Origin of the sequence: Belnapia sp. F-4-1 (assembly GCF_000802185.1) — a bacterium.
Classification (GTDB): domain Bacteria; phylum Pseudomonadota; class Alphaproteobacteria; order Acetobacterales; family Acetobacteraceae; genus Belnapia.
Genome location: NZ_KN676113.1, coordinates 4,727,215 through 4,753,541, shown reverse-complemented (window position 1 = coordinate 4,753,541; position 26,327 = coordinate 4,727,215). Strand labels below are relative to the sequence as shown.

Genomic DNA, 26,327 nt, shown 5'->3' with positions numbered 1-26,327 from the left:
CAGGTGCCGCTGCCCGCCATCCTGAGAGCGGACAGCGCGTTGTTCGAATTTGCTGACGGCAGCGGATGGACCGCGAAGCTAAGCAAAATTCTGGTTTTTCCCTCGGCGGAAGAGGTTAGGCCATGAGCGCCGCAAGGCGATCTAAAATCGCTTCTACTTCGTCTGTCCGCAGCGCAACGAGTTCGAACACAAGTTCTCCCGAGTTGGCGCGATGATCCATCACCCAAATCGATGGTCTGCCTGCCCGCAGCGCCATCGCCAACTCCGGTGCATCCATCCCGGCTCGGTCGGGGTCGACCCGAAGGTGCGCCCGTGGGAAGGGCAGGCCGGTGGGATCGGGCTCGGCCCATACCGCAAGACCGGGCAACGTCCCGGCGCGTGCGGTGAATTCATCCACGATGCGGGCCTGGGCCGCGGCCCAGGCGGCAATGTCCAACTCCTCTCGTTCGGCGAGAGCAGCCAGGACGCCCGCAATGGCTTCCTTCGTAGCCTTCATCCCACGCCCGATCCCCTTTTCCTGGGCACGGACGGCCGCAACCAAGTTCGCGCGCCCCATCACTAGCCCTGCGGTCGGGGCGCCCAGGTACTTTTGCGCACTGACCAGCACAAGATCGGCGCCGGTCGCCAGCAACTGACGCATCCGGAAGTCCTGCGCAGCGCCGTCCAAGATCACTGGTAAGCCACGGGAGTGGGCAGCTGCCACCGCACTGTCGAGGTCTGGCTCCTCTCCATGTACGAGGCGCGATGAGACCAGCAACAGGCAGGCAGCGTCGGGGTGCTCCAGCTCTGGTGTCAATTCCGCAATGGTGCAAAGCTTCGAAGCGCCGACGATTACCGGCACCGCCCCCGCCAGGCGCACAGCCTGCTGAATGGGATGGCCATAATTGACGGCGTGTGTGGCGGGCAGCACAACGCGGTTGCGCATCCCAAGCGTGTCGGGCAGGGCCGCCACCCGATCAGGGGAAGTCCCCGTCATCGTGGCAGCCACGGCGAGCGTGATGGCGGCAGCGGCGCAATGTACGACTGTCCCAGCTTCCGCTCCGCTCAGACGGGCGATCACGGCCCCCGCCGCGGCTTGCAGATCTTCCATGATCGCAAAATCGGCCAAGGCGGCCGCGGCAGCCGCTGCGACGCGTGGCGACGAGCGGGACACGCCGAGCGGCGTGAAGGTGCCGCGGGCGTTGATTAGTTGAGGTCGAGAAGATTCGGCTGAAACCATGGCAGGTAGCCTAATCGCAGCTCAGCGCTTCGCAAGGATGGCGGCCGAGGCGCAAGGAGGGCGATGATCTCGATCGCTAGGTCCGCTTTGATGCGGTTCCGCATTGGGAGCGGACCGGCCGCTTGCGGCCAGCTCTTGCCAGTCCAGTCCGCACCCAGTCCGGTCATCTAGATGCCTGGTGGCCTCCTGGAAAGGAGAAATGGGCCGAACGGTGCTGCCCTTTGCGGTAGCGCCCACGAGGACTACCGCAGGCTAGAGAGTGACGAAGCCTACACGGAAGCCATGGGTCCACCTCTGGGGCTAGGTTCAATACCGGTGACTTTGGATTGCAGGCGAACGGCCGATCGGGCCTTCTTCGGTCAGGCCTGTTCGACGAAGCCCAACCGCCCTCGGCATAAGTCAACGGTATTAGGGCTAACTGACTGTGTGGAAATGCCGGTCAAGCGGCGATAAGCTGGAGCATGATGCGCGACATCGCTGCATGGATCATGGCTTCGGCAGTTGCAGGCAGGCGTTCGTAATCGCGCGCCAGCCGGCGCGACCGCGATAGCCAAGCGAAGGTCCGTTCTACCACCCACTGGCGCGGTATGCCCTGAAAGCCCTCCGGTTTCCCTGCCAAGCCGTAGCGCCAGAGATGGCGGTCGCGGTGCTTCGACACCTCGACACGCCAACCCCGCCCGGCCTCGAGCCAGCGCGCGAAGGTGCCGGCGTAGGCGCCGTCAGCCCAGACCAATTCCAATCTCGGAAGCTCGCCAGGGCTGGCTTGGCCGATGAGGGCCTGGGCGTCGAGGCGGTCATGCAGGTTGGCGGCATGGACATGGGCGAGAAGGACGAGACCTGCGCTATGGACGAGAATGTACCGCTTGCGGCCTGCGGTCCGCTTTGCCGCGTCATAGCCGCGCGCTGGGCCACCGACACCCGTAGCCCGCGCCGTCTGGCTGTCGATGATCGCGGCGGATGGCTCAGCATTCCGTCCTGCTGCTTCGCGTGCGAGCGCGCGCAGCCGGTCGTGCATGCGGCGCAGCGTACCGTCGATCCGCCAGCTTCGGAATTGAGTGAACACCGTCGGCCAGGGCGGGAAGGACGAGGGCAGCATCCGCGAGGCACATCCCGAGCGGACAAGATAGAAGACTGCCTCGACCATCAGGCGCCTTGGCCACTTGAGTGGCCGCCCGTTGGACGTCGGTGGCGGGAGCAGCGGCTCCAGCGCCACCCACTCGGCGTCGGAGAGGTCCTTCGGATATCGATGCTGACGGGGGTTCCGCATGGCTGCCTCGACCCATAATGCTGCAACGCGTTGGACCGCAATCAGCCTTTTCGCACAGTCAGTCAGCCCGGCGGGTCGTTCCAGTATCTAAGCGGTTCCCGTTTCTCCATGTGAGTTTGCCAGTCTGGAGAAAACCGATTCAGGAACAGATATCGGGAAAGCGATACCGAGCAGCGTGGATTTGGCATACTGCGGCGTCACCTTTTTGCTGCAGGTATGTTTGGTAATAATCTGACAGCAACAGCGCTCAGTTCTGATCACCCCGGAGTGCCGAGCGACACTCCGAGGTGATCCACAATTGCACGGACCTTTGCTGATGGCCGCGGACCCGCCGGAAAAACAGCATAAACTTCGGCCGGATCAAGCCGATGCGGTTTGAGCACCTGTGTAAGCTGACCAGTGCGCAGTTCCTCTCCTGCCATCACCCGGGTCGCCAGCGCGATGCCCAGCCCCGCGACCGCGGCCCCGAGCACCCCCAACGCTGAGTTGATCCAGAGCTTCGCGGAGACGTCGACGGAGGTGACGGTCTGATTGTGCGAAAAGCGCCAGCTCTCGCGACCAAAGAGGCCATGCTGGACGATGCAGTCGTGCTGGGCGAGATCTGCCGGATTGGCCGGCATTCCCCTTACTGAGAGATAGGCTGGTGCCGCGACAACCAGTCGCTCAACTACGCCAAGTCTGCGGGCGCCGAACGTGGAGTCATCCAGCGACCCGACGCCCAGGCGAATGGCAAGATCCACTCCGTCCGTGATGAGGTTCTGGCGCGCGTCGCTCATGATCATCTCGACCCGAAGATCCGGATGCCGGGCCAGGAACGTCGCAAGCGCCGGAATGACCGCGCGCGTGCCATAGAGCACGGGCATCGCGAGGCGGATCACGCCGTGCAGCGAGTCCACGCCGCGGGTCGCCTGCTCAGCCTCCTCAATCTCCGCAAGGAGGTACCTCGCGCGCTCCAGATACAAGGTGCCGGCTTCCGTCAGCGAGATGCTGCGAGTGGTGCGCAGCAGCAGCGTCGTGTCCAACCGCGCTTCCAGCGTACCGACGATGCGCGATACCGAGGGTTGCGAGAGCTTCAATTCGCGCGCCGCAAGCGAAAAGCTGCCGCTCTCAGCCACGCGGACGAAAACAGCCATCTCCTGCCATCGATCACTCATTTGATACTCGGATAAGTGTTGTCCAAGGCAAGTGGATACACCCGCCTTCACGGATAACCTAGATCTTGCCAGCACGCTACGTGATCGGGACGGATGGCGTGATCGCCTATGCCGAGGTCAACCCCGACTACACGCGGCGCCCCGATCCGTCCGAGCTGTTGCCGGTGCTTGATCGGCTGCGTGCCGGCGTCCGGACCTGCGCACCCTCATCAACTCAAGAGAAGGAATGTCTACCAATGGCAATCAAGATCTATGGCGATCCCGGTTCGGGCAGCCTGCGTCGCGTAACATCCGCAGCAGCCATCATGGGCGTCGACATCGAGCGCGTGTATGTCGACCTCTTTAAGGGTGAGAGCCACACGCCCGACTTCTTGAAGAATCTAAACCCGCACGGCCTGACGCCGGTGATGGTGGACGGCGACGTCGTCCTCTACGAGGCGTCAGCGATCAACATCTACCTCGCGGAGAAGGTTGGCAGCGACCTGCTCGGCGCCACGCCGCAAGAGCGGTACGAAGTGCTGCAGTGGATGTTCTGGTCGGGAGAGCAGTGGAGGGTTTTCTCCGTGCTCACGTTCGATGAGCGGATCGGCAAGCGCCTCATGGGCCAGCCCCAGGACAAGACCATCGTCGACCTGGCGTTCGCCAAGATTCGCGCTGCTGGAGCCGTACTGGATGCGCACCTCGCGGACCGGCGCTTCATCGTGGGCGATCATTTAACGCTAGCGGATCTCGATATCGCGGCCCCCTTTTCGCAGAACGAGCGCACGAAGGTGCCGTTCAACGAGTTCCCCAACCTTGTCGCCTGGCAGCAACGCTTGCTGGACACAGTCCCCGCCTGGGCCGCGACGAAGCGCGAAGTCGATGAGCGCATCGACGGCGCCCTTGGGGCGGCCAGCATCACACTCTGAGGCCATGGCGCCGGCATCCTCAAGGGTGACCGGCGCCAAACCAGGAAGGCAGACTCATGAGGATCGACTTGAGCGGCCGCACGGCCATCGTGACGGGCTCCACCGCCGGCATCGGCCGAGCGGCCGCCGAAGGGCTGGCGCGGGCAGGCGCCTCGGTCATCATCAATGGTCGCACCCAGGCGCGGGTTGATGAAGCGATGCGGCAGATGCGCGCTGCGTTTCCGCAAAGCGCCATTTCCGGCATCGCCGCCGATCTTGCGACTGCGGAGGGGGCAAACACCTTCATCGCGCAGGCGCCTTACGCCGACATTCTCGTAAACAACGTCGGCACGGCGTCTCTCCGAGACTATAACGGTATCGACGACATCGCGGCCATCCCCGACGAGGAATGGCTTGGCCTATTCCAGCTCAACGTGATGAGCGGCGTGCGCCTGTCGCGCCACTATTTGCCGCGCATGGTCGGCAAGGGTTGGGGACGCGTGATCTTCGTCAGCAGCGAGTCCGCGGTCAACACGCCCAAGGAAATGCTGGACTACGGCATGACGAAGACCGCGCAGCTCGCCGTCTCGCGCGGCCTCGCCGAAGCAGTCGCGGGCTCGGGTGTCACGGTCAACGCGGTGCTTCCGGGACCGACCCGATCCGAGATCCTTGGCGATCACATGGTTAAGCAGGCAGCGGAGAAGGGCATAACCGTCGAGGAGGCCGAGCAGGGCTTCCTGCAAGCGCTCCGCCCCACGAGCTTGATCCAGCGCTTCGCCACGACCGACGAAGTCGCCAACATGATCGTTTACGCCTGCTCCGAGCAGGCATCCGCGACCAGCGGCGCCGCACTCCGGGTGGACGGAGGAGTCGTCCGCTTTGTGGCCTGACATAGAAGGTCCGGCGACAAGTACCGATCACATCTGCTGACACTCACACACGCACTGACCGGTACAGGGTAGAACTATGAACGTGGAAGGCTCAACGATGGATCACGAATTCTTCTGGATAAGCGGCAGCCCCTACGCGTGGCGAGTACAGTTGGCGCTCGAATACAAAGGTGTGCCGTATGTCTCTCGCCGCCTGGATGCGGGCAGGCAGGAACATCGCGCGCCCGCATTCCTCGCGCTGAACCCGCGCGGCAAGGTTCCGGTCCTGAAGACTGGCGACACGGCGCTGTACGAATCCGTGGCGATCATCGCCTTCTTGGATCGCGCGCATCCCGCCGTGCCCCTGCTCGGACAAACAGCGCAGGAGCACGGCTGCGTCTGGCAACGCGTGAACGAGTTCGAGAACTATACGCGAGATTTGTTCGACGTGGAGATCGTCCGACCGTTGTTGCGCGGCCGTGCCAAGGATGATCCCGACGCGATGCGAGCGTCGGCGGCTCGCGCGGTCGAGGCGCTTGGCTGGATGGAGCAGGCTTTGTCGATCACGCCTTATCTGGCGGGTGACAACATCACCGCAGCGGACATCGTTGCCTTGCCGAACATACAAATGCTGCGACGGGTCGCGGCGCGTCCGGAAGCCATGGATATGGGGCTTGGCCTCGAAGACCTCGGCGCGCGTCTGCCAGCGTTGGGCGCATGGCTGTCGCGGATGGAAACAATGCGGGGCTATGACGCTGCTTACCCACCGCACTGGCGGAGTTGATCGGGGGCAGGCAGTACGCACGCGAATTGACGTCTGCCTGTTCATCTTGTCAGAAGCCAACGCCATTCCCGATTATCCATCCTTTTCGGGAAAGGTGGAGGCACTATCAGAAGGGTGGCGAGAGTCTGCAGTGGGTCGAGTGCGGCCGTTCCACGCTCATTGTAAAGCGAGCTCTGAGACAGGCTGACCGGATTTTGGCGTGTATGTTCTTCCCTATCATGGCGAGCAGCCCTGCCGTGATGATGAAACAACAAGACGTACGATTGAGATAATCCCCTCCGTGGAATCCTGGCACCTGCGCGCTGCACAGACGGGAGCGATCCGCCCGAGACTCGAGGTATCGGCTCAATCCGTGCTACCCAATCGCCATGGAAACCAAGCCCCCTGTTCCGCTCGCAGTCTTAGTCGGCATCCAAACGCCTCAGGTAGACGACGTCGCACACGAGGCCAGCCTTGAAGAGTTGGGACGCTTGGTGAAGACACTGGGCTACGGGGTGGTCGGTACGGTGTCCCAAAAGCGCGAGGGCACCGGCGCCGGGTCGCTGCTCGGAAGCGGCAAATTGGCGGAACTAGCGGCGCTCACGGGCGGCACCGGCGTGGGCAGCTCCATGGCGCCGCCCCCGAGGGCCAAGGCGAGGCAGCGCTTCGAAGGTGCCGGGGAGACGGCGCCCTCGACCGAGGCGGAGACGGACACGGTCCGCAAGCCAGAGTTCGTGATCGTCGACCACGAGCTCTCTCCCAGCCAGATCCGCAACCTGGAGCGGGCGACGGGCGCCCAGGTGCTCGATCGTACCGGCATCATCGTCGAGATATTCCATCGCCACGCCAACACGCGTGAGGCGAAGCTCCAGGTAGAGATGGCGCGCCTGAAATACGTGGCGCCGCGTCTGCGGGAGTCGTCGGGCGGCGGCGAGCGGCGGCAGGGGCCGGGCGCGGGCGAGAGCAACCTCGACCTCGACCGCCGCAAGATCCGTGATCGGCTCGCGGAACTGAAGGAGCAGCTGGAAGCGGTGCAGCGGGACAGCGACCACCGCCGCTCCGCCCGGCGGGACCAACTGCGGGTGGCTCTGGTCGGCTATACCAACGCGGGCAAGTCCTCCCTGATGCGAGCCCTGACGGGCAGCCAAGTGCTGGTGGAAGACAAACTCTTCGCCACGCTCGACACCACCGTCCGAATCCTGCAACCGGAAACCCGGCCGCGGGTGCTCGTCTCGGACACGGTCGGCTTCATCAAGCAGCTGCCGCACGACCTCGTCGCTTCCTTCCGCTCCACCCTGACGGAGGCGTTGGAGGCATCGCTGCTGCTCTACGTCGTGGATGCCTCGGACCCGACCTATGAGGCGCAGCTGGAGGTGAGCCGCAGCGTGCTGCGCGAGATCGGGGCGGATGTGGTGCCGTCCCGCCTGGTGCTGAACAAGATGGACCAGGTGGACGCTGCCGGGCGCGCCGCCTTGGTCGAGAAGCATCCGGACGCGATCCCCCTGTCCGCTCACTCGGTTGAGGATGTCAGAGCGTTGCGGGACACCATCATCGCCTTCTTTGAGGTATCCATGGTGGAGGATGTGCTGGTGCTGCCCTACGCGAAGCAAGGGCTAATCGGCGAGGTGTACGAGAGCGCGCGGGTCCTGTCGGAGGGGTATGACGAGAATGGCCGGGTGCTGAAGGTCCGCGGACTGCCCGGCGCCATCGCGCGTTTGCAGCGAAGCCTCGCAGCCCGCTGAGCCTTGATGCTCGTCTGCGCAGCCCGGGCTTATGTTCCCGTCGCCTTTTTGTCCGCGGTTGGGTGGCTTGCTACGGGGAGGCGGCTCTACCCTCCCTGCGGGTCAGGACATGTCGAAGGCGGCGTGGCTCGCGGCACGACAGTACCCCCGCTCTCCGCCATCTCGGCAGGACGCGTCCGTCCTAGCTCCTTCTGCCGTGCCACCAAGCCCAGATCTACGACCAAAGGATTCCTATGAGCTCCGGACCCAGAACCCCGGCGTCCTCCTCGCCGACGGCAACGGGAACCGGCCGGACCACATGTCCCAACGGATGTCGGAGCATGGCCCGTCCGGTGACCCGGACGATGCCGCCGACCCACTCGTAAGCGATCTCCAACTTCCCGTCCGGCCCGCGGGTCAGCTCCAGCAGCCAGCCGCCGTCGGGGCCGCGCGACACGGGGGATTTCCTTCCGGGCGCGCAGGAGCGCGGGCAGGTGGCCGGAGCGCGGAGAATCCTTCTCGGGCATGGGGGCTTTTCCTTGTTGGCGCCGGGCGCGCGGACGCCGTCGTGCAGACCCGGCGCCACCTGTTGGGACCTTGGCGCCGCCACCCCCGGCGGGCAAATCACCAGCGCAGCGCCGCGCATGGGAGACAGCCCACGCCCGAGCCGTGCGAGGCCGTGGCGAATTCCTTGCTGGCTTTTGCGTGCTGCGCCGGAGTGGCCCTCAGCGTCCCACGGCCGCCCGCCAGGGCGCAGCCGCTTCAGCTGGGCGCGTCAGTAGCGTCGCCCGCTGCGTGCGTCGCGGAGCGCCGCCTCGAGCAGAACCCGCAACGTGCGGTCGATGGTGGCGCCGTCCCGTTCGCACAGACGGCTGAGGGACGCGTGCGTTGAACCGCTCCGGATTTCTCGGAGGCAAGGGAGTTTGAGTCAGGCTGCCAGCGCAACCTCCTGCTCGCTGGCATAGTAGCGCGCCTCGGCTTCCGCGGGTGGGATATTGCCGATAGGCTCGAGGAGGCGTCGGTTGTTGAACCAGTCCAGTCAGTCGAGGGTGGCGAACTCGACGGCTTCGAGCGACCGCCAGGGCCCGAGCCGCCGGATCACCTCGGTCTTGAACAGGCCGATGATGCTCTCGGCCAGCGCGTTGTCGTAACTGTCGCCGACGCTGCCGACGGGGGGCTCGATGCCTGCGATCGCCATACGCTCTGTGTACCGAATGCTGAGATATTGCCCCCCGCGGTCGCTGTGATGCACGAGGCCACCGCCCTTTAGCGGACGGCGGTCGTGCAACGCCTGTTCCAGGGCATCGAGGACGAAGCTCGCATGGGCGGTACGCGATACCCGCCAGCCGACGATGCATCGGGCGAAGGTGTCGATGACGAAGGCCACATAGATGAAGCCCTGCCAGGTGGCAGCATAGGTGAAATCGGACACCCAGAGTTGGTTCGGCCGTGGCGCCTGGAACTGCCGGTTTACCTTGTCGGCCGGGCACGGCGTCGCCTTGTCCGGCGCTGTCGTACGGGTCGACCTGCCGCGGACTACGCCCTGCAGGCCCATCTGGCGCACCAGCCTGGCCACCGTGCAGAGGGCTGCCGGGATGCCCTCGCGGCGGGGCTGGCGCCAAACCTTGCGTACGCCATAGACGCCGAAGTTCGCCTCATGGACCCGTCTGTTCTCGGCGCAGAGGTCAGCATCGCGCCGACCGCGGGCTGAGCCCTTGGCCGGATCCACCCGGACGGCAGCATGGGCGTGGTAGGTCGACGGGGCAATCCGCAGCACCTTGCAGATCGGCTCGACCCCGTAGGCTGCCCGATGATCGTCGATGAAGGCGATCATGGCTTTGACCGGCGGTCGAGCTCCGCCATCGCAAAATAGGCCGACGCCTTCTTCAGGATCTCATTGGCCTGCCGCAGCTCGCGGACTTCGCGTTCCAGCGCCTTGATGCGTTCACGCTCTTCGGTCGTCGCTCCAGGCCGTTGCCCCTGGTCCAGCTCGACCTGCCGCACCCACTTCCGCAGCGTCTCGGCCGTGCAGCCGATCTTGCCTGCAATCGAGCCGATCGCAGCCCACTGCGATGCATGGTCGCCCCCGTGGTCCAGCACCATCCGTACCGCTCGCTGCCGCACTTCAGGCGAAAACCGGTTCGACGTCTTCTTCGTCATGGCTCCAAGCTCTCAAGGTTTGAAGCCTCCGGCAAATCCGGGGCAGTTCAGCGCTCCTGTTGGCTGCGGAATCGGCCCAGGAGCCCGAAGCAAACGCACCAGCCGGTCCATGCTGGCTGGCCAGCACCAGCTCCTGGAGAACGGCCGGGTCAGGCGAAGCCGAGGAAGGCAGCCAATGACAGGAGCGCCCCGGCCCCACCCAGAGCCGCGCCCGCCCAGATCAGGATGGCCGTGCCGGTGATGATGGCGGCGGAGGCCATGACGATGCCGACTTGTAGGAGGGCAGATGCCGCATCGAAGCGACCGTCGAGGCGCATGGCCTCGTCACGCTCCTCCTCGGCTCGCTTGGCTCGGGCCATCAGCTCCCGGCGCCCCTCATTGGTCTCCGGCTCGCTCTCCCAGCGTTCAATGCTAGCCCGCCACCGTTCCAGCATCCGCTCGGCATCGTCCTCGCGCCCGGGACGCGGGGTCATCAGTGGCAGTAGGTCCGAAAGGCCACGGAGCGTCGTTTGACGCACCGTCTTCGCCTGAAAGAACGACCACAGGTTGGCGCTTTCGACGTTCTTCAGCTGCGCTTCCGTCTTGGCGTCGTCGCCAGCAACCTCGGTGAGCGCGAGAGCCAAGGCGAGTGCCGCGATCAGCAGCGCGACGCGCTTGTTACCCCTAGCTTCCTCGACGGCTTCAGCTGCGTTGACCATGACTCAAGTCCCAACGATGAGGCCCGCGGCATAGCCGCATTTGCTGCGTTCCGGCAGGGGGCAGCCGCCACGACGGCGCCCTACCGAAATGGGATAGCCGCACACCGCTCCGTAACTGGATGTCACGCTCCTGCGGCTGACCCGTACGGCAAGGAGTCGCAAGTCGGATAGACAAGGACCGGATTGCGTAGCGCATCCACATAGGACGTCCGCACTTCAGAATCGAAGAGCGTGAGGGCGAGTTCCAGCCGCTGAGCGCGTCGCCCATGCCCGCTTTAAGCGCGGCGCATTGAGAAATATTAACCGAAGGGCACTCGGCGATTGCCTTTGTGGCGGAAGCGCAAACGCGTCTGAGCTCCCACGGCTAAGTGCGCTAGAGATCAAAGCGCCTTTGCTGGTCGGTAGCGGAACCGGGCGCAGACAATACCATGGTCACTCGTCCCGTCCGCTTTGTGGTCCGCGGAGTCCAGGTGGTCGTTCCGCACAGTCATGCCGTCGAAGATCCAGAGGCGCTTGCGGCTGTTGTCATAGAATTCCTGACTGACCAGGATGTGGTCCAGGGACTCCATGATGTCCTGGTGAATGTGCGTGTAATAGACGTCGCGAGTGTTCCGGTACTCCTGCAAGGTCTGCGCGGTGTAGAGGGCTGTGTCGCCACCGCCCCGTGAATCCCCGACGAGGTAGCGCGGTTGCTCCGTCAGGATATTCACCGTGTTGCTGTGTTGTCCGTCGTTGACGTCGCCCAGAACGGCGACGGGCGTCTCCGAATCCTTCATGCGTTTTGTCAAGATGAAGCGCAGGGCTGATGCCTCTGCCGTTCTGCGGATGGTGGAGAGCGCCGCGCCCAGATTGGTCCTATGCGGCTTGTAGACTTCATCTTTCTTAAACCACTCCTCGCTCCAAACCTGTGTTGGGGCCTTGGACTTGACGTGGCAGACATAGACGTGGACTGGATCGTGATCCTGACGCACCCTTGCGCGGAAGTGCAGCACCGGCCGAGAAAAGCTGGTGATCTGCACCTCTATGGCGGGCGTCTGCGGGTCGTCGCCAGAGCTGTGCAGACGGAACTTGTCTGGGAAGTCCGAGATCCACTCGGGCTCGCCATCGAGCATCCGTTTGCGGAAGATGGCCGCGTTCACGATGCGCCCGCCATCCGCGTTCGGCGGCGCGAGCAGGTCATACTCGGCAGAGAGCCCGGAGACCTCTAGGGCGCGATTCAGGGATGAGCGGTGCCAGAGCTCCTGAAAACCGAGGATGTCAGGCCTGAGCGGGACGATATTCGACGCCGTCCAGGCAATCTTGCGCTCGTATTCCTCCTCCGACCAGCCCACCCGGTCGGTGTAGATGGGCAAGCCAGGTTCGTTGAGGTTTAGGAGGTTGAAGGTTCCGAAGCTTAGGTGTTCTAAAGTTCATCGTGGCGCCCCTTCATCCTGGCAGATGTTACGCGAGTTTCAATCCATCTGTGAGAAACCTGTGTTACAGGGGCCAGAAGGCAACAATCCGAGGCCGCTGAGAGCCCTTTTGAGAAATCGGTTTGTGGGCTTTCCTTGAAGGCTGTGGCGTGATTCACGCTTGGGATGTGGACCAAGCGGAGCCGCGGCCGGATGGCCGAGATTGCCAGGAAGACGAGGCGCTACCCGTCTGATCTGACGGACGAGGAGTGGGCGCAGATCGCACCGTTGATGCCGGGGCCAAGCCGTCGAGGCAGACCGCGAGAGATGGATTTGCGGGAGATCATCAATGCGCTTCGCTACCTGGTCCGCTCAGGCTGCGGGTGGGAGATGCTTTCCGTTCATTTCGGTCCTTGGCAGACGGTGTATTGGTGGTTTCGGCGGCTGATGCGCTGCTTCCTGTTCCAGACCATCCACGACCTGGCCCTGATGTGTGACCGGGAGCGAGCGGGACGCGAGGCGAGCCCGTCCGCCGGTGTCATCGACAGCCAGTCGGTCAAGGCTCCGGCGGCCGGAGCGCGGCGAGGCTATGACGCCGGCAAGAAGGTTATGGGCCGCAAGCGCCACATCGCGGTCGATACTGACGGACGGCTGTTGATGGTCAACCTGACGCCGGCCGACATCTCCGACAGTGCCGGAGCCCAGACGATCCTGGACGGCATCCGCAAGCGCTGGCCCTGGGTCAAGCACATGTTCGCCGACGGCGCCTATGACCGGCTGAAGCTCATGGACAAAGCGGCCTTCCTCGACTTCACCATCGAAATCGTCCGCCGCTGCAATAGCAAACCAGGCTTCAAAGTCCTGCCGCGTCGCTGGGTCGTGGAACGCACCTTTGGCTGGATGACACGCTAGCGCCGTCTCGTCCGCGACTACGAACAACGCCTCGACGTCTCCGAGGCCATGATCCTTATCGCCATGGCCGCCATCCTGCTGCGCAGAAACGCTCATCCCTGATTTTTCAAAAGAGCTCTAAGGTTGTGCAGGTGGCCGACGCTTACGACTGGGAGGTCTACAACAGCGACTTTGGAGGTAACTCAGGTCAATACTCCCGTCGGAGTACGCATGCGTTTGATGAGCGTACTGATGCTGCTGCGGGTGAACTTCGCCCCGATGGGGCAGATCACGCGGCACTGACGCGGCATCCCCATCACGCGGCATTTCCATCACCCGGGGCGTGAACTGGTAGGTGAGGTCACCGTCTCCTGACCTGATCTGGCCGAACGCGGCTTGGCCGCTTCGGGACAGCAAGCTCGGATAGCGGACTCCGATCGCTGCGCTGAGGCTGCTCACCCACGCACGTCGGCGCCACCGAATACGACCTGGTTGCGAACAGCTGGCTGGAAGAGGGCGTAGAGGAACTTCTGATCGCCCCTGCTCACCGTATCGAGCGCTTTCAACTGGTCAGGTGCCAGGCTTACGCCGAGCGCAGCCACGTTGTCGGCCACTTGTTCGGCGCGGCTTACTCCAATCAACGTGGACGCGACGCCCAACCGTCCCACCACCCAGGCCAACGCGACGCGGGCCGGGCTCTCGCCCATCTCATTCGCCACGCGCTTCAGCGTCTCGACAATGGTCCAGTTGTGGTCGGTGAACAGCGTGTCGCCGAATGGGTTGTCGCCATCCAGCCGCTTGTCGCCTTCCGGGCGTCGTTGACCGTCCGCCTGTGCCTGGTTCGGCACGCCGCCCTGCCGGGGCGCGGCGGCCTCGACGGCGGCACGGTTATACTTGCCGGTCAGCAGGCCATAGGCAAGCGGGCTCCACGGCACCAATCCCATGCCGAACGCCTGGGCCAGAGGGACGTGCTCGCTCTCTACGCCGCGCTCGACCAACGAGTAGAAGTACTGCAGTCCGACGGGCGACGGCAGGCCACGCATCCGCGCCAGCGTGGCGAGCTGCGCAGCGTACCAGGCGGGCGTGTTCGAGATGGCCCAGTAGCGGATCTTCCCCGTCTGGGTCAGCGCCGCCATGGTCTGGAGCAGCTCCTCTGCGGGGGTGATGCCGTCCCAGATGTGGATCCAGTAGAGGTCGATGAAGTCCATGCGCAGCCGCCGCAACGAGCGCTCGACCGCCGCGTGGATGTGCCGCGCGCCGTTGCCGCCCTGGTGAAACCCCTGGCCCGTGGCGAAGCCCGACTTGGTGGCGATCACCATCCGGTCGCGCAGGCCGTTTTCGGCGACGAAATGGCCGACCATCTCCTCAGAGCGGCCGCCGGAATACACGTCCGCGGTGTCGATGAAGTTGCCGCCCAGCTTAACGTATCGCTCGAAGATGGCGCGGCTGCCAGCCTCGTCGGCGCCCCACCGCGCTGTGCCGAAGGTCATCGTGCCCAGGGCCAGCGGGCTGACCAGGAGGCCCGAGCGGCCAAGCGGGCGGTAAGTCTGAAGGTTCACCGGGTGCTCCTCTCCGTGCGGAGTGCCGAAGATGGACTGCGGCTCAGGGGTCGATTAGTGCCTCGGGGACGCATGGGTTGCTGAAGGATTTTCAGGAATGGATCGCGAGCTCTGGTCGGGCCTTGCCGTGTTTGCAGAGATCGTGGAGGCAGGCAGCTTCGCCAGGGCAGCAACCCGGCTTGGCCTGTCGGCGTCGGCGCTGAGCCATGCCATGCGAACCTTGGAGGGCAGGCTGGGTATCCGTCTGCTGGACCGCACCACCCGCTCGCTTTCGCCCACGGGCGCAGGCGAGCAGCTCCTGCTGCGGCTGCGTCCCGCGATGTCCTCTGTGGAGGACATGCTGGCCGAGCTCGATCAGGCGCGCGACCGTCCGATGGGGCGGGTCCGCGTCAACGCGCATCGGCCAGCGGCTGTCCATGTCGTCCTGCCTCGCCTCGCGACGCTGGCGCAGCGCTACCCGGACGTTGCGGTGGAATTGGCTGTCAACGACGGGCTGGTCGACATCGTGGCGGAGCGGTTCGACTGCGGCGTGCGGCACGCGGGCGGTTTGCAGGGGGACATGATCTCGGTGCGGATCAGCGAGCCGATGGAACTCGTCTTCGCGGCGACACCCTCCTATCTCGAGGAGCATGGCAGCCCAGCGACGCCCGATGATCTCGGAGCGCATCGGTGCATCAGCTACCGCCATACCTCGTCAGGCGCGCTCCACCGCTGGGAGTTCGCGCGCGATGGCGAGATGTTCGGACGTGCAGTACCCGAGACCTTCATCACCAACGACGCCGACCTGATGCGCGACGCGGCGCTGTCCGGGCTCGGCGTCGTGTGCCTGCTGCGCCTCCAGGCTGCTCCGTATTTGGCCGACGGATCGCTGGTCGAGGTGTTGCCGGGATGGGCTCCGGTGCTGGCCGCCAACCACCTGTACTATCCGAGCCGCCGCCAGCCAAGCGCGGCATTCCGTGCCTTCCTGGAGGTGATGCGGGATTGAAGGTCCAAGGCTTAGGAGGCTGAAGTCTGGTGGCAGCCGCCAGCTCGCTTCGCCAGAACCGAGTACGCCACGTCCGCTAGCAGGAAGGGCGGCGCATGTAACCGACGACCGAGATGAGCGCTCAGCAGCCAAGGCCGGATCTGGCCGAAGGCGGAGCGGCGGCCTACGAGCGCCCGTGTGGCGAAAGCTGACAAGCTGGTTGGCGAATGGCCGGTCTGCTACCAGCCGGCTGCAGCACACTCGTTTGGCTGGCAGCGCAGCCGTAGCTCTATGCTGTCGGGGTAACAGAAGCAGGTCGGGCTTGGCCCCGCCGCCATCCCATGAGGGCAGGATCAGCGCGCGCGCGGGTTCCCGAGCGAGATCGCAATGTCAGTGAGATCACGAAGCTCTCTCGTATCAGACGGGCGCCTTGGCGGGACAGAGGTCGGGCTACCCCGGTCCTCCTCAACCATCTTTGGGAACTCGCTCCATCGCGGGCGCGTCCTCCCGCCTGCGGCTTCGGGGTCTTGCGCTTCCTCGGGAGCGATATCGCATACCGCCTTGAGCATCTACCTGAGCCCTCCGGCCGCGAACGTAGCAACGAGCCCGCCGATTGTCAGCAGCAACGCGCCGACGAGCGCTACGAAGGCCCGGTTCCTCCAGGTCTTCCTCTGCCGATTCGCCTCCCGATTGCGGGAGGTTGCGACAATCATCTGCGCGACCAGGCTGCCGCGCACCCTGGCAAGGATGATGCTTTCTAATTCCTGTGGCGTCGCGTCCGCGAATTGCTCCCTCGTGTCCTGTGCCACCTGCCCCGCCGACCGAAGCAGTTCCGCCTCGGGCGCGACGTCTAGCACGCCTCGCCGGACGAGCGCCGCGAGTAGGCAGGCTATGGAAACGACAACCAGCACCACGTCGAATGCGAAGGCGGCGGCGATAGGCACCGCGAAGCTAGGCGCCGCCTGCCGGAGTTGCGGGGCCGCGACGGCGATGGCGGCGAAGGTTGCGCCAGTGCCCGTCGCGTAGAATGGCAGGCTCCGGATGACCGTCTCCTCTTCGTCGAGCTCCCAAAGGAAACGCTGGCGAACGTAGCCCTCCAGGTACGCCTGCGTGGCGCCGGTATCGGCCAGGTAGGTGGCCGCCTGTGGATCAGGTTCGGGGCGCACACGCCCGGGGCTCAAAGTTTCCTCCATGCGCGACTCCCGCGAACAAAGCAGGAACATGCCCAACCCCGCTCACGCTGTCCATCGCTTCGTCACCGTTAAAACTCCGTCGCTTCAAGCCGTCGCCGCTGCCCGGAGCGAGCCATGCTCTTTGCCGTGGTAGCGGCATTCCGAAACGGAACCACAAGGGACTGCACACTCAGCTACGTCGCGCGTTTGCGTCACAACCATGCGACGTGGCTTCGAAGACGTTTCAATGAACCCTGTCAGTCCAGCGAATCCTAACGGCACCCTCGTGATAGGGCACAAGTTGCCGCCACCGATCCGGGAATCACACCTATGCGCCATATGCTGCTCCCGCGGAGCGCCCTTGGCCTAGCGCTCTGCCTCCTCGGCGGGGCCGCCTGGGCGCAGGACGGGGGCAGTCGGCCGGAGGTGGACTGGGTCGAACTCGCCATGGGCTTTTTGGGCGGGCTGGTGCTGTTCCTGTTCGGCGTCTCTCAGCTTGCAGAAGGCCTGCGAGAGGCAGCTGGCGAGCGGGTAAAATCGCTTCTTGGGCGCGCCACCAATGGGCCGGTGCGCGGCCTCCTGACCGGGGTTGCTGCTACTACGCTGCTGGACTCCTCCTCCGTAACCATCATCCTGCTTATCGGCTTGGTGGACGCCGGTTTGATGCGCTTTGCCCAGGCACTGCCTGTGATCCTGGGCAGCAACATCGGCACCACCGTGTCCTCGCAGATCTTCGCCCTAGGGGTGGACGAGTACGCACCGGTGATCATGCTGGCGGGCCTGCTGCTTCGTGCCCTTTCCAGTAGGGACGACTTCAAAGCCTGGGGGACAGCGCTGCTCGGCATCGGGTTGGTTTTATTCGGCCTGCACGTCTTGAGCGACGCTGTGGAGCCGCTGCGCGACCATTCAGTCGTCTTGGACTGGATAAAGAGTATGAGCACGCCGCTGCTCGGGGTGTTGGCTGGAGCGGCCTTCACGCTGCTGATCCAGTCGTCTTCAGCGACCTTGGGCGTGGTGATTGTGATGGCCGGGCAAGGATTGATCGAATTGCCGACCGGCCTTGCCATCATGCTCGGCGCCGAGATCGGCACTTGCTCGGACACTCTGGTCGCGACCGTAGGTCGCTCGCGTCACGCGGTGCGAGCTGGAGTGTTCCATCTGCTGTTCAACGTTGTGTCCGTGACGATCGGTGTGCTGCTGATTGACTGGCTCGCTGCATTTGCGCGGTTCACGAGCGGCGAGGTGCCAAATCAGATTGCCAACGCCCACGTTGCTTTCAATGTCGCTGGTGCAGCGGTTTTCCTACCCTTCAGCACCAGGATTGCAGCGCTGCTGGCACGGGCTATCCCGGATCGGGATGAACCTGACAGCATCGGGCAGACCGGGCTGATGTCCCGCCCGGCAAAGTAGACTGGCCTGCCAAGCTCTCCTACGTCGGTATCCATATGGCGGTTACCGCGATTGCGGTAGACAGCGTTGCGCTTGATGTACAGCTGACTTTGTGGTGGGCAGCTAGGTACTTCTTGGTCTCGATGAAACCAGCGAGCGGTCCGCTGGAGATGACTGCATTAAGCAACTACCAGATCCGCCATCATTCCGATGGCGAGTCCGGTGCGCAACCTGGCCGCGCAACTCGGGCATGAAGGCCTGCAAAATCTCGCCGATTGCCTCGCTGATCTGTGGAGTGGCCTGGACAACACCGAGTTGGTATCAAGCGTGTCGGAGAAGACGTTGGACGCCACCCCCGAGGCAACGGAACTCGCCTATTGGGATGGCTTCTAGGCCGCCAGTGGTGGCGACCGTGGCGAAGTCCCGCTGCTGATCTCCGAACTGCCGGCACACCTAGAGCGGTTTCCTATCAGTCTGCATCGTACCCGGCGGCGGCGAAGTAGTTGGCGCACTCGGCAGGGGTGAAGGTGTCGATGATGCGGCCGATGGCGGCCCATAGCCCGTCGAGGCTGCGCTCGGCTGCCGTTCTGAGCGCGGCCTTCAACTTGGCGAAGGCCTGCTCGATTGGGTTGAAGTCTGGGCTGTAGGGCGGGAGGTAAAGCAGGTTGGCACCTGCAGCCTCGATGGCGTCCCTGACGCCGGCGCCCTTGTGGCTGCCGAGGTTGTCCATGACGACGATGTCGCCCGTGTGGAGTTCGGGCACCAGCACCTGCTCGACATAGTCCTGGAAGAGCGAGCCGTTGATCGGCCCATCGAGTACCATCGGCGCGACCATGCCGGTGTTGCGCAGGCCGGCGACGAAGGTGGTCGTCAGCCAATGGCCGTGCGGGATGGCGGCCCGCAGCCGCTCGCCCCGAGGTGCCCGGCCGTGGGTGCGGGCCATGTTGGTCGAGGCCCAGGTCTCATCGATGAACACCAGCCGGTCTGGGTCGAGATCAGGCTGCGCCTCGAACCAGGCCCAGCGTTGCTTCAAGATGTCTGGGCGGTCCTGCTCCGCAGCGTGGGCGGTCTTTTTTTGCGCGTCATTCGGCGCCGGTCGAAGAAGCGCCACAGCGTGCCGATGCCGGCCGACACACCAGCCTTGGCCAATCCAGCCTGGATCTCCCGCAGCGTGATGTCCGACTTCTGGTCGACGAGGCGGAGGATCAGCGCCGCATGCGCCTCAATCTGCGCCGAACACCGGTCGCCGCCCAGCGGTCCTGGTGCGACCGAGCCCGCCTCCCGCATCAGCGCCGCCCAGCGGACCGCGCTGGCCGCGCTTACCCCGAAGCGGGACCGCCGCCGCCCGGCAGGACGACCCTGCCGCGATCGCCGCCACCACGCGTTCCCGTAAATCGACCGACAGCGCCTTGGACATCCGCATCGCCCCTCCAGCCAGGGCGCTACTGAATCACCACCGCGCAGCCCGTGGGGTCACAAGCGATTCAGTCAGGCGGGAAACCGCTCTAGAGGCGCCGCTGAAACTCCCGGTGTCTGAGACGGAGTTCAGGTCAATCGTCTAACTGCGAAGAAAGGACCTCTGAGAAGCTTCGACTAGCATTGTCACTGGGGCTTTTCTGCCGCCTCCCCAAGCTCTGTGCCGCAGGCTGGACGGGTATGGAATATCAGGAACGGCGAGGCGATGCGCTCGCGAGTACCTGCTTCACCAGGGCCGCCTTGCGGTACGCCGGACCGCCCGTCACCTCGCGGCTAAGCCATTTGGGCGAGAGGAGCTCCTGGTCCTCGTCTTCAAGTTCAACCTCGGCGAGCACCAGCCCCGTCAGGACCACAAACCGGAAGAAGTCGTGGCCAAGCTTCAGCAGGTTGGGGTGTTACTGTCGCAGGGCAAGACGGCGTCTGAGGCGGTTCGGACGATCGGGGTGACGGAGCAGACCTACTATCGGTGGCGAAGCGAGTATGGCGGCCTGAAGCTGGATCAGGTGAAGCGCCTGAAGCTGTTGGAGCAGGAGAACGGCAGGCGGCGGTTGGCGGTTGGCGGTGGCCGATCTCACTTTGGGGAAGCTGGTGCTGAAGGAAGCTGCCTCGGGAAACTGGTGAGCGCCGCGCGTCGTCGGGGCTGTGTCGAGCATGTCATGGACAAGCTGGGCGTCTCGGAGCGGTTTGCCTGCCGGGTGCTGGGGCAGCACCGCTCGGTGCAGCGCAAGGTGCCGAGGGCAGCCGGCGACGAAGCGGCGCTGGCCGAGAGCATCATTGGCCTGGCCCAGCGGTACGGGCGCTACGGCTACTGCCGGATCACGGCCCTGCTGCGGGGCGAGAGCTGGCGGTGCAACCACAAGCGGGTGGAGCGCATCTGGCGGGCGGAGGGGCTGGAGGTGCCTGCCCGGCAGCCCAAGCGTGGGCGGCTCTGGCTGAACGATGGCTCCTGCCGGCGGCTCCGGCCCGAGCACCCCAATCACGTATGGGCCTATGACTTCGTCGAGGACCGCACCCGGGACGGGCGCAAGTTCCGGATGCTGAACGTGGCCGATGAGTTCACCCGCGAATGCCTGGCGATCCGGATTGGGCGCCAGTTCAAGGCAGCTGATGTCATCGATGCGCTGTCCGACCTGTTCATCTTGCGTGGCATCCCAGGCCATGTTGGGTCGGACAATGGGCCCGAGTTCGCAGCCACAGTGAAGGGCTGGATCAGCGGCGTGGGCACGAGGACCGCCTTCATCGAGCCCGGCAGCCCATGGGAGAACGGATACGGGGAAAGCTTCAACGGCAAACTGCGCGGCGAGCTACTGAACACCGAGGTGTTCAACACGCTCGCCGAGGCGAAGGTCCTGATCGAGCAGTAGCGACGGCAAGGATGCTTGGCATAGGGCTAACTTCCCCTTCGCTGGGCTTTTGCGCCGGTAGCAGGCGGCGCATCGGGCCTGAGCTATGCCCGAGGCTCCGACCGACGTTCCGGATGGGGTAGGGAAGGCCCCCCCCCACGGCGACAGCGTTCATAGCCCGGGAGCGCCCAGGCAGTCCCAAGCAGAGGATAGAGCGGGAACAGGTGCTGTCTCAACTAGGACACCACCTATGCGACCAGCGCGCCGGATGCGCCCCATGCGCTACATACAGCATTGAGTTGCCCCGAAGTCTCGAAAACGCCCCGGGGCACCTTGTTCTTGATTCGGTTTGCTGAACCGTTATAGGGAGTCAACCTCTATCGTGGGTTCGGATCCCATCCCCTCCGCCACCAGGCTTTCCCTCACCTCCATAGGCCGCGCTTAGAGCGCGGCCGCAGGCTTGGCCGTAGCGGCCGTCTCGAGGTGGGTGCTGACCTTCAGCGTCAGAGCGACGAGGCCGCCGACCAGGGTGACGCCGCCGAGCACCAGCAGGCCCGCCGTGAAGTCGCCCGTCGCATCCCGCAGGTAGCCCATCATGTAGGGCCCGGCGAAACCCGACAGGTTGCCGATGGCGTTGATGGCGGCGATCCCAGCCGCAGCCGAGGTGCCGGTGAGGAAGGCGCTCGGGATCGGCCAGAGCAGCGGCGGCGTCGCCGAGACACCGATCTGGCTCAGGCAGAGCAGGCCGAGTACCAGCACCGGCGCGGAGACGAGCGCGGCCCCCGCCACGCCGACTGCGGCCAGGATCATGGCGAAGCAGACATGCTCGCGCCGCTTCAGCGTGCGGTCGGAGTTGCGGCCGAGCAGCACCATGCCAATGGCACCGAAGACGAAGGGCAGGGCAGCCAGCAATCCCGTCTCGAAGTTGCTGACACCGAAGCCCTTGACGATGGTGGGGAGGAAGAAGGCGACGCCGTAGCTTGCCGCGTTCAGGCAGAAATAGACGAAGGCGCAGGCCAGAACGCGCGGGTCGCTGAGGGACTTGCGGATGCTGATATGCTCGGCCGCCTGCTTGTGCTCGTGCTCGGCGTTGAGGCGCTCCTGAAGCCAGCTGCGTTCCTCAGGCGCGAGCCAGCTTGCCTGGGCCGGGCGGTCGGTCAGGTAGAAGACAACGCCGACCGCCATCAGGATGGAGGGGATCGCCTCCAGGATGAAGAGCCACTGCCAGCCATCGAGGCCGCCGCCGGACAGGTTCAGAAGAGCGCCAGAGACCGGGGCGCCGACGATGGAGGAGAAGGGGATCGCCAGCATGAAGAGGGCGACCACGCGGGCACGGTAGACCGAGGGGAACCAGAGCGTGAGGTAGAAGATGATTCCCGGGAAGAACCCAGCCTCCGCCGCGCCGAGCACGAAGCGCAGGATGTAGAAGACCCATTCGTTGGAAAGGCCGGTCATCGCCGAGATCGGTCCGATGAAGGCGAAGAGGGCGGAGACGATGCCCCAGGTGACCATGATCCGGGCAATCCAGAGCCGGGCGCCGAAGCGGTCGAGGGCGAGGTTGGAGGGGACTTCGAGCAGGAAGTAGGAAATGAAGAACAGACCGGCGCCGAGGCCGTAGGCGGCCTCCGAAAGGCCAAGCGCCGCGTTCATCTGCAGCTTGGCGAAGCCGACATTCACCCGGTCGAGATAGGCGACGAAGTAGCAGACGAAGAGGAAGGGCATCAGCCGCCACATCACCTTGCGGATCGTTGTTTTCTCGATGTCGTCCATGGCGCTGGATTCTCCTCAGGACCATGATCCGCAATGACCGGATCGCGAATCATGGTTCAGCTTGTTGTGTCGTCGCATGATTCACGCCCCCGGCCCCAGCCTTCGGCGACCATGCTCTAGGGCCGCGTGCCGGAAGGAAGCGTAGGTCGGCAAGCTTGGTTCCAGACGGTGGACAAGGCCGGCCCCTGCCGGTGGCCACGGTTTCGCATTGGCGCCGGGGCCGGCACGGGCGAAGCTGTGGCATCGCCGGGGATGGAGGTGCCGATGGACCCGAGATGGCGGGCGCTCGCCGTGCTGACCGCGGCACGGACGAGCCTTGGCTTCCAATTCCAGTCCGTCGCCTCGGTCTCGCCGATGCTGGTCGAGGAGTTGGGGCTGAGCGGGGCCGATCTTGGGGCGCTCATCGGCCTCTACTTCCTGCCGGGGCTGGTGCTGGCGCTGCCGGGTGGGGCTCTCGGGCGGCGCTTCGGCGACATGCGGGTGGTGACGGCGGGGCTGGTGCTGATGGCGCTGGGTGGGGTCCTCGCCAGCCTGGCGAACGGTTTCGGGGGGCTTGCCGCGGGCCGGCTCCTCGGCGGGGTGGGGGCGGTGCTGCTCAACGTGCTGATGGCAAAGATGGTGACGGACTGGTTCGCCGGGCAGCGCGACATCGTACTCGCCATGGCGATCTTCGTGAATTCCTTCCCGATCGGGATCGGGCTGGCGCAGCTTGGGCTCGGGCCGCTCGCCGCCGTGGCGGGCTGGGGGGCGGGCTTCGCCGCGACGGGGGCGCTGGCCCTGGCGGCGCTGCTGCTGCTGCGGCTCGGCTATCGGAGGCATCCGAATGATGGCGCCGGCGTCGCGGTGGTGGCGGGGAGCATCTCCGGGCGGGAAGTGGCATTGGTCTGCCTCGCGGGCGCGCTGTGGGGCGGGCTCAACGGCAGTCTCGCGGTGACGATCGGCTTCGCCCCGACCTTCCTGGTGCTGGGCGGCCTGACGCCGGCGCAGACGGGGCTGGCCGTGGGGGCGGCGACCTGGCTCTCGGTCGCCTCGGTGCAGGCCGGGGGCATGCTGGCGCAGCGGCGTGTCCCAGCGGTGTTGCTGATGGCGGGCGGATGCCTGCTCTGGACGGCATGCCTGATCTTGATGGGGCTTGGCTTCGGCTCCGGGCCGCTGCTCGTGGCGGGACTCGCCATGGGATTGCCGGTCGGGGTGATCATGGCGCTGCCGGCCGCGGCGCTGCGGCCGGAGAACAGGGCCGTCGGCATGGGACTGTTCTATACCTGCCTCTATGTCGGCCATGCCGGGTTGCCGCCGGCGGCAGGATGGGCACGTGATGTGACGGAGGTGCCGGCGGCGCCGCTGCTCGTCGCGGCAGGCTTCGTTGCCCTGCTGCCGGTGATCCATGCATGGTTCTGCCGGCTGGCTGCGCGCCGCCTGGACCTGTAGCGCGGCACACGCGCCGGTTGCGCTACGGGTATACGAGCGCCTAGGCTTCCTTGCAACGGGCCCCAAGGTCCGGACAGGAAGGGAGAATGTCCATGCCCCTGCACCGCACCGCACTCGCGGCGCTGCTTGCCGGCGCCTTTGCCGGCACGGCCGGCGCGCAAGGCCTGACGCCAGAGCGCATCCGCGCCGCGACGGGTGCCGTCGACCAGCGGAGCATCATCGCCAATGCTGCCACGGGGCGGGACTGGCCGAGCTATGGGCTGAACTATTCCGAGAACCGGTTCAGCCCGCTGCGCGCGGTGAACAGCGAAACGGTCGGGCGGCTCGGGCTGGCCTGGTCCTACGACCTCGGCTCCCGGCGCGGGGTGCAGGCGACGCCGCTCGTCGTCGGCGGGGTCATGTATGTCACCGGTTCCTGGAGCATCGTCCACGCGGTCGATGCGAAGACGGGGCAGCCGCTCTGGACCTTCGACCCGGAGGTGCCGCGCGAGCATGGCGAGCGGGGGTGCTGCGACGTCGTGAACCGCGGCGTCGCGGTTCATCAGGGCACGGTCTATGTCGCCTCCTATGACGGGCGGCTCTTCGCGCTCGATGCGGCGACGGGGCAGAAGCTCTGGGAGCGGGACACGATCATCGACCGCAGCCGGGCCTATACCATCACCGGGGCGCCGCGGGTCTTCGCCGGCAAGGTCGTCATCGGCAATGGCGGGGCGGAATATGGCGTGCGAGGCTACCTGACCGCCTATGACGCTGCGACGGGCGAGCAGAAGTGGCGTTGGTTCTCCGTCCCCGGCGACCCCTCGAAGCCGCCGGAGGACGAGAGCATGGCGCGGGCCATGCGCACCTGGGACCCAGCCGGCCGCTGGTGGGAGGCCGGCGGTGGCGGGACGATGTGGGACACCATGACCTACGACCCCGAGCTGAACCTGATGTATGTCGGCACCGGCAACGGCTCGCCCTGGAACCGCAACCTGCGCAGCCCTGCGGGCGGCGACAACCTTTATCTCGGCTCCATCGTCGCGCTGAACCCGGAAACGGGCCAGTATGTCTGGCATTACCAGGAAACGCCGGGTGACCACTGGGACTTCACCTCGACCCAGCCGATGATCCTCGCCGAGCTCGAGATCGACGGGCGGCGGCGCAAGGTCGTCATGCATGCGCCGAAGAACGGCTTCTTCTTCGTCATCGACCGGCAGACGGGCGAGTTCATCTCGGCGCGCAACTTTACCGCGGTGAACTGGGCGACGGGCTACGACAACGAGGGGCGGCCGATCGAGAACCCGGCGGCGCGGAGCGTAGACCAGCCCTTCGAGGCGATCCCGACCGCCTATGGGGCGCGCAACTGGCACCCGATGTCCTTCAACCCGGTGACCGGCCTGGTCTACATGCCGGTGCACGGCGTGCCGCTCACCCTCTCGCCCGACCAGGGCTGGCGGATGAATGCGAACTCGCCGATGCGCTTCCAGAGCGCCTCTGGGTGGAACCTCGGCTTCTACCTCAATGCGGTCGATCCGAAAGCGAAGGCCTTCGGCCGGCTGGTCGCCTGGGACCCGGTGCGGCAGCAGGAGGCCTGGGGCGTCGACTACAGCGGGCCTTGGAATGGCGGCACGCTGACGACGGCGGGCAACCTCGTCTTCCAGGGCACGGCGGATGGGCGGTTCATCGCCTATGACGCGCGCAACGGGCGGAAGCTGTGGGAGGTGCCGGTGAGCTCCGGCGTGGTCGCGGCGCCCTCCACCTACGAGATCGATGGCGAGCAGTATGTCTCGATCGCGGTCGGCTGGGGCGGGGTCTATGGCATCGTGCAGCGGGCCACGGACCGGGTGACGCCGGGGCGGGTCTATACCTTCCGCGTCGGCGGCACGGCGCCGATGCCGGCAGTGGTCGAGGCGGAGCGGCGGCCGCTGGTCGGCGGCATCGCCTACAAGGCCGAGGACGCGCAGGCGGGGGCAGGGCTCTATGTTGCCAACTGCGCCGGCTGCCACGGGTCGCCGGGCGTCAACAACGGCGGCAACGTGCCCAATCTCGGCTATGCGCACCGGGAGCTGCTGGAGGAGCTGCCGAAGGTGGTGCTCGAAGGGGCCTTCCTCGGGAGCGGGATGCCGCGCTTCGCGGGGCGGCTGGACGAGGCGCAGGTGCTGCAGATTCGCGCCTTCATCCTCAGCTCGGCGGAGACGGCGCGGCGGAACTGAGGCGAAAGCCGGGG

The 26,327-nt window shown here is 65.4% G+C and carries 18 protein-coding genes, 4 pseudogenes and 1 other annotated feature; of the genes and pseudogenes, 11 read left to right on the top strand and 11 right to left on the bottom strand.

The genetic code is table 11. From position 1 onward, the window contains the following. Window positions 1-115: 115 nt before the first annotated feature. The 3 genes from LH62_RS22410 to LH62_RS22400 form a co-directional block, all read right to left on the bottom strand. Window positions 116-1,219: an aminotransferase class V-fold PLP-dependent enzyme gene (locus tag LH62_RS22410; protein ID WP_043364376.1), complete on the bottom strand. Its 1,104-nt coding sequence runs from the start codon at window positions 1,217-1,219 to the stop codon at window positions 116-118. Window positions 1,220-1,658: 439 nt separating this feature from the next. Then, the gene (locus LH62_RS22405) at window positions 1,659-2,486 is read right to left on the bottom strand and encodes an IS5 family transposase (RefSeq protein ID WP_052214825.1); all 828 of its coding nucleotides are present in this window, start codon (window positions 2,484-2,486) and stop codon (window positions 1,659-1,661) included. A gap of 257 nt (window positions 2,487-2,743) precedes the next feature. Continuing rightward, complete coding sequence (locus LH62_RS22400) at window positions 2,744-3,619, bottom strand: LysR family transcriptional regulator (RefSeq protein WP_082012728.1); 876 nt, start codon at window positions 3,617-3,619, stop codon at window positions 2,744-2,746. 86 nt (window positions 3,620-3,705) lie between these two features. Between LH62_RS22400 and LH62_RS22395 the strand changes: the two genes are divergently transcribed. From LH62_RS22395 to hflX, 4 genes are all read left to right on the top strand, one after another. After that, complete coding sequence (locus LH62_RS22395) at window positions 3,706-4,548, top strand: glutathione S-transferase family protein (protein ID WP_201445571.1); 843 nt, start codon at window positions 3,706-3,708, stop codon at window positions 4,546-4,548. Window positions 4,549-4,604: 56 nt separating this feature from the next. Then, window positions 4,605-5,417 (top strand): SDR family NAD(P)-dependent oxidoreductase, encoded by an 813-nt coding sequence (locus LH62_RS22390; protein WP_043364373.1) that lies wholly within the window; start codon window positions 4,605-4,607, stop codon window positions 5,415-5,417. Window positions 5,418-5,514: 97 nt separating this feature from the next. Then, window positions 5,515-6,180 carry a glutathione S-transferase family protein gene (locus tag LH62_RS22385; RefSeq protein ID WP_043364372.1) on the top strand — a complete coding sequence of 222 codons (666 nt, stop codon included), beginning with the start codon at window positions 5,515-5,517 and terminating at the stop codon, window positions 6,178-6,180. A gap of 368 nt (window positions 6,181-6,548) precedes the next feature. Next, a complete protein-coding gene (hflX, locus tag LH62_RS22380) occupies window positions 6,549-7,901 on the top strand; it encodes a GTPase HflX (RefSeq protein ID WP_043364371.1) in 1,353 nt (450 codons plus the stop codon). 214 nt (window positions 7,902-8,115) lie between these two features. Here hflX and LH62_RS22375 read toward each other — a convergent pair whose 3' ends face one another. The 4 genes and pseudogenes from LH62_RS22375 to LH62_RS22355 all read right to left on the bottom strand — a co-directional run bounded on the left by LH62_RS22375 (window position 8,116) and on the right by LH62_RS22355 (window position 12,090). After that, the gene (locus LH62_RS22375; protein WP_043364370.1) at window positions 8,116-8,337 is read right to left on the bottom strand and encodes a hypothetical protein; all 222 of its coding nucleotides are present in this window, start codon (window positions 8,335-8,337) and stop codon (window positions 8,116-8,118) included. A 471-nt stretch (window positions 8,338-8,808) separates the two neighbouring features. Beyond that, window positions 8,809-10,040 (bottom strand): annotated as a pseudogene (locus LH62_RS22370) (IS3 family transposase). Beyond that, window positions 9,640-9,756: a sequence feature (AL1L pseudoknot), on the bottom strand. (Overlaps the previous pseudogene by 117 nt.) Before the next feature lie 149 nt (window positions 10,041-10,189). Next, entirely contained in the window at window positions 10,190-10,738 is a 549-nt protein-coding gene (locus LH62_RS22360) for a DUF4337 domain-containing protein (protein ID WP_043364368.1), read from the bottom strand. 380 nt (window positions 10,739-11,118) lie between these two features. Then, window positions 11,119-12,090: an endonuclease/exonuclease/phosphatase family protein gene (locus tag LH62_RS22355; RefSeq protein ID WP_052214824.1), complete on the bottom strand. Its 972-nt coding sequence runs from the start codon at window positions 12,088-12,090 to the stop codon at window positions 11,119-11,121. A gap of 225 nt (window positions 12,091-12,315) precedes the next feature. On the opposite strand from LH62_RS22355, the pseudogene LH62_RS22350 reads away from it, so the two are divergent. Then, a pseudogene (locus tag LH62_RS22350) lies at window positions 12,316-13,143 on the top strand (IS5 family transposase). Window positions 13,144-13,475: 332 nt separating this feature from the next. On the opposite strand, the gene LH62_RS22345 reads toward LH62_RS22350, so the two are convergent. Beyond that, a complete protein-coding gene (locus LH62_RS22345; RefSeq protein ID WP_043364367.1) occupies window positions 13,476-14,579 on the bottom strand; it encodes an aldo/keto reductase in 1,104 nt (367 codons plus the stop codon). 97 nt (window positions 14,580-14,676) lie between these two features. Between LH62_RS22345 and LH62_RS22340 the strand changes: the two genes are divergently transcribed. After that, on the top strand, window positions 14,677-15,564 hold the full coding sequence (locus LH62_RS22340) for a LysR family transcriptional regulator (RefSeq protein ID WP_043364366.1): 888 nt from the start codon (window positions 14,677-14,679) through the stop codon (window positions 15,562-15,564). A gap of 548 nt (window positions 15,565-16,112) precedes the next feature. On the opposite strand, the gene LH62_RS22335 is transcribed toward LH62_RS22340, so the two are convergent. After that, window positions 16,113-16,736, bottom strand: coding sequence for a hypothetical protein (locus tag LH62_RS22335; protein ID WP_043364365.1), 624 nt, complete (start codon window positions 16,734-16,736; stop codon window positions 16,113-16,115). Between the two features lie 309 nt (window positions 16,737-17,045). On the opposite strand from LH62_RS22335, the gene LH62_RS22330 reads away from it, so the two are divergent. Next, entirely contained in the window at window positions 17,046-18,125 is a 1,080-nt protein-coding gene (locus LH62_RS22330) for a Na/Pi cotransporter family protein (protein WP_052214822.1), read from the top strand. Between the two features lie 201 nt (window positions 18,126-18,326). Beyond that, window positions 18,327-18,497 (top strand): hypothetical protein, encoded by a 171-nt coding sequence (locus LH62_RS31260; RefSeq protein WP_160299870.1) that lies wholly within the window; start codon window positions 18,327-18,329, stop codon window positions 18,495-18,497. A gap of 76 nt (window positions 18,498-18,573) precedes the next feature. Here the strand turns inward: LH62_RS31260 and LH62_RS29515 are convergent. Then, window positions 18,574-19,521 (bottom strand): annotated as a pseudogene (locus LH62_RS29515) (IS630 family transposase). Window positions 19,522-19,879: 358 nt separating this feature from the next. On the opposite strand from LH62_RS29515, the pseudogene LH62_RS22310 reads away from it, so the two are divergent. Further along, a pseudogene (locus LH62_RS22310) lies at window positions 19,880-20,938 on the top strand (IS3 family transposase); the annotation flags it as partial. Window positions 20,939-21,364: 426 nt separating this feature from the next. On the opposite strand, the gene LH62_RS22305 reads toward LH62_RS22310, so the two are convergent. Beyond that, entirely contained in the window at window positions 21,365-22,693 is a 1,329-nt protein-coding gene (locus LH62_RS22305) for an MFS transporter (RefSeq protein ID WP_043364362.1), read from the bottom strand. Between the two features lie 264 nt (window positions 22,694-22,957). Between LH62_RS22305 and LH62_RS22300 the strand changes: the two genes are divergently transcribed. Beyond that, window positions 22,958-24,121 carry a CynX/NimT family MFS transporter gene (locus LH62_RS22300; RefSeq protein ID WP_160299869.1) on the top strand — a complete coding sequence of 388 codons (1,164 nt, stop codon included), beginning with the start codon at window positions 22,958-22,960 and terminating at the stop codon, window positions 24,119-24,121. A gap of 86 nt (window positions 24,122-24,207) precedes the next feature. Next, complete coding sequence (locus tag LH62_RS22295; protein ID WP_043364361.1) at window positions 24,208-26,313, top strand: PQQ-dependent dehydrogenase, methanol/ethanol family; 2,106 nt, start codon at window positions 24,208-24,210, stop codon at window positions 26,311-26,313. Window positions 26,314-26,327 lie beyond the last annotated feature (14 nt).

What these genes read in the sequence shown, in the direction of transcription:
- LH62_RS22410 (WP_043364376.1), bottom strand. Translation starts at nt 1,219, where the DNA reads ATGGTTTCAGCCGAATCTTCTCGACCTCAACTAATCAACGCCCGCGGC.
- LH62_RS22405 (WP_052214825.1), bottom strand. Translation starts at nt 2,486, where the DNA reads ATGCGGAACCCCCGTCAGCATCGATATCCGAAGGACCTCTCCGACGCC.
- LH62_RS22400 (WP_082012728.1), bottom strand. Translation starts at nt 3,619, where the DNA reads ATGGCTGTTTTCGTCCGCGTGGCTGAGAGCGGCAGCTTTTCGCTTGCG.
- LH62_RS22390 (WP_043364373.1), top strand. Translation starts at nt 4,605, where the DNA reads ATGAGGATCGACTTGAGCGGCCGCACGGCCATCGTGACGGGCTCCACC.
- LH62_RS22385 (WP_043364372.1), top strand. Translation starts at nt 5,515, where the DNA reads ATGGATCACGAATTCTTCTGGATAAGCGGCAGCCCCTACGCGTGGCGA.
- hflX (WP_043364371.1), top strand. Translation starts at nt 6,549, where the DNA reads ATGGAAACCAAGCCCCCTGTTCCGCTCGCAGTCTTAGTCGGCATCCAA.
- LH62_RS22360 (WP_043364368.1), bottom strand. Translation starts at nt 10,738, where the DNA reads ATGGTCAACGCAGCTGAAGCCGTCGAGGAAGCTAGGGGTAACAAGCGC.
- LH62_RS22340 (WP_043364366.1), top strand. Translation starts at nt 14,677, where the DNA reads ATGGATCGCGAGCTCTGGTCGGGCCTTGCCGTGTTTGCAGAGATCGTG.
- LH62_RS22335 (WP_043364365.1), bottom strand. Translation starts at nt 16,736, where the DNA reads ATGGAGGAAACTTTGAGCCCCGGGCGTGTGCGCCCCGAACCTGATCCA.
- LH62_RS22330 (WP_052214822.1), top strand. Translation starts at nt 17,046, where the DNA reads ATGCGCCATATGCTGCTCCCGCGGAGCGCCCTTGGCCTAGCGCTCTGC.
- LH62_RS22305 (WP_043364362.1), bottom strand. Translation starts at nt 22,693, where the DNA reads ATGGACGACATCGAGAAAACAACGATCCGCAAGGTGATGTGGCGGCTG.
- LH62_RS22300 (WP_160299869.1), top strand. Translation starts at nt 22,958, where the DNA reads ATGGACCCGAGATGGCGGGCGCTCGCCGTGCTGACCGCGGCACGGACG.
- LH62_RS22295 (WP_043364361.1), top strand. Translation starts at nt 24,208, where the DNA reads ATGTCCATGCCCCTGCACCGCACCGCACTCGCGGCGCTGCTTGCCGGC.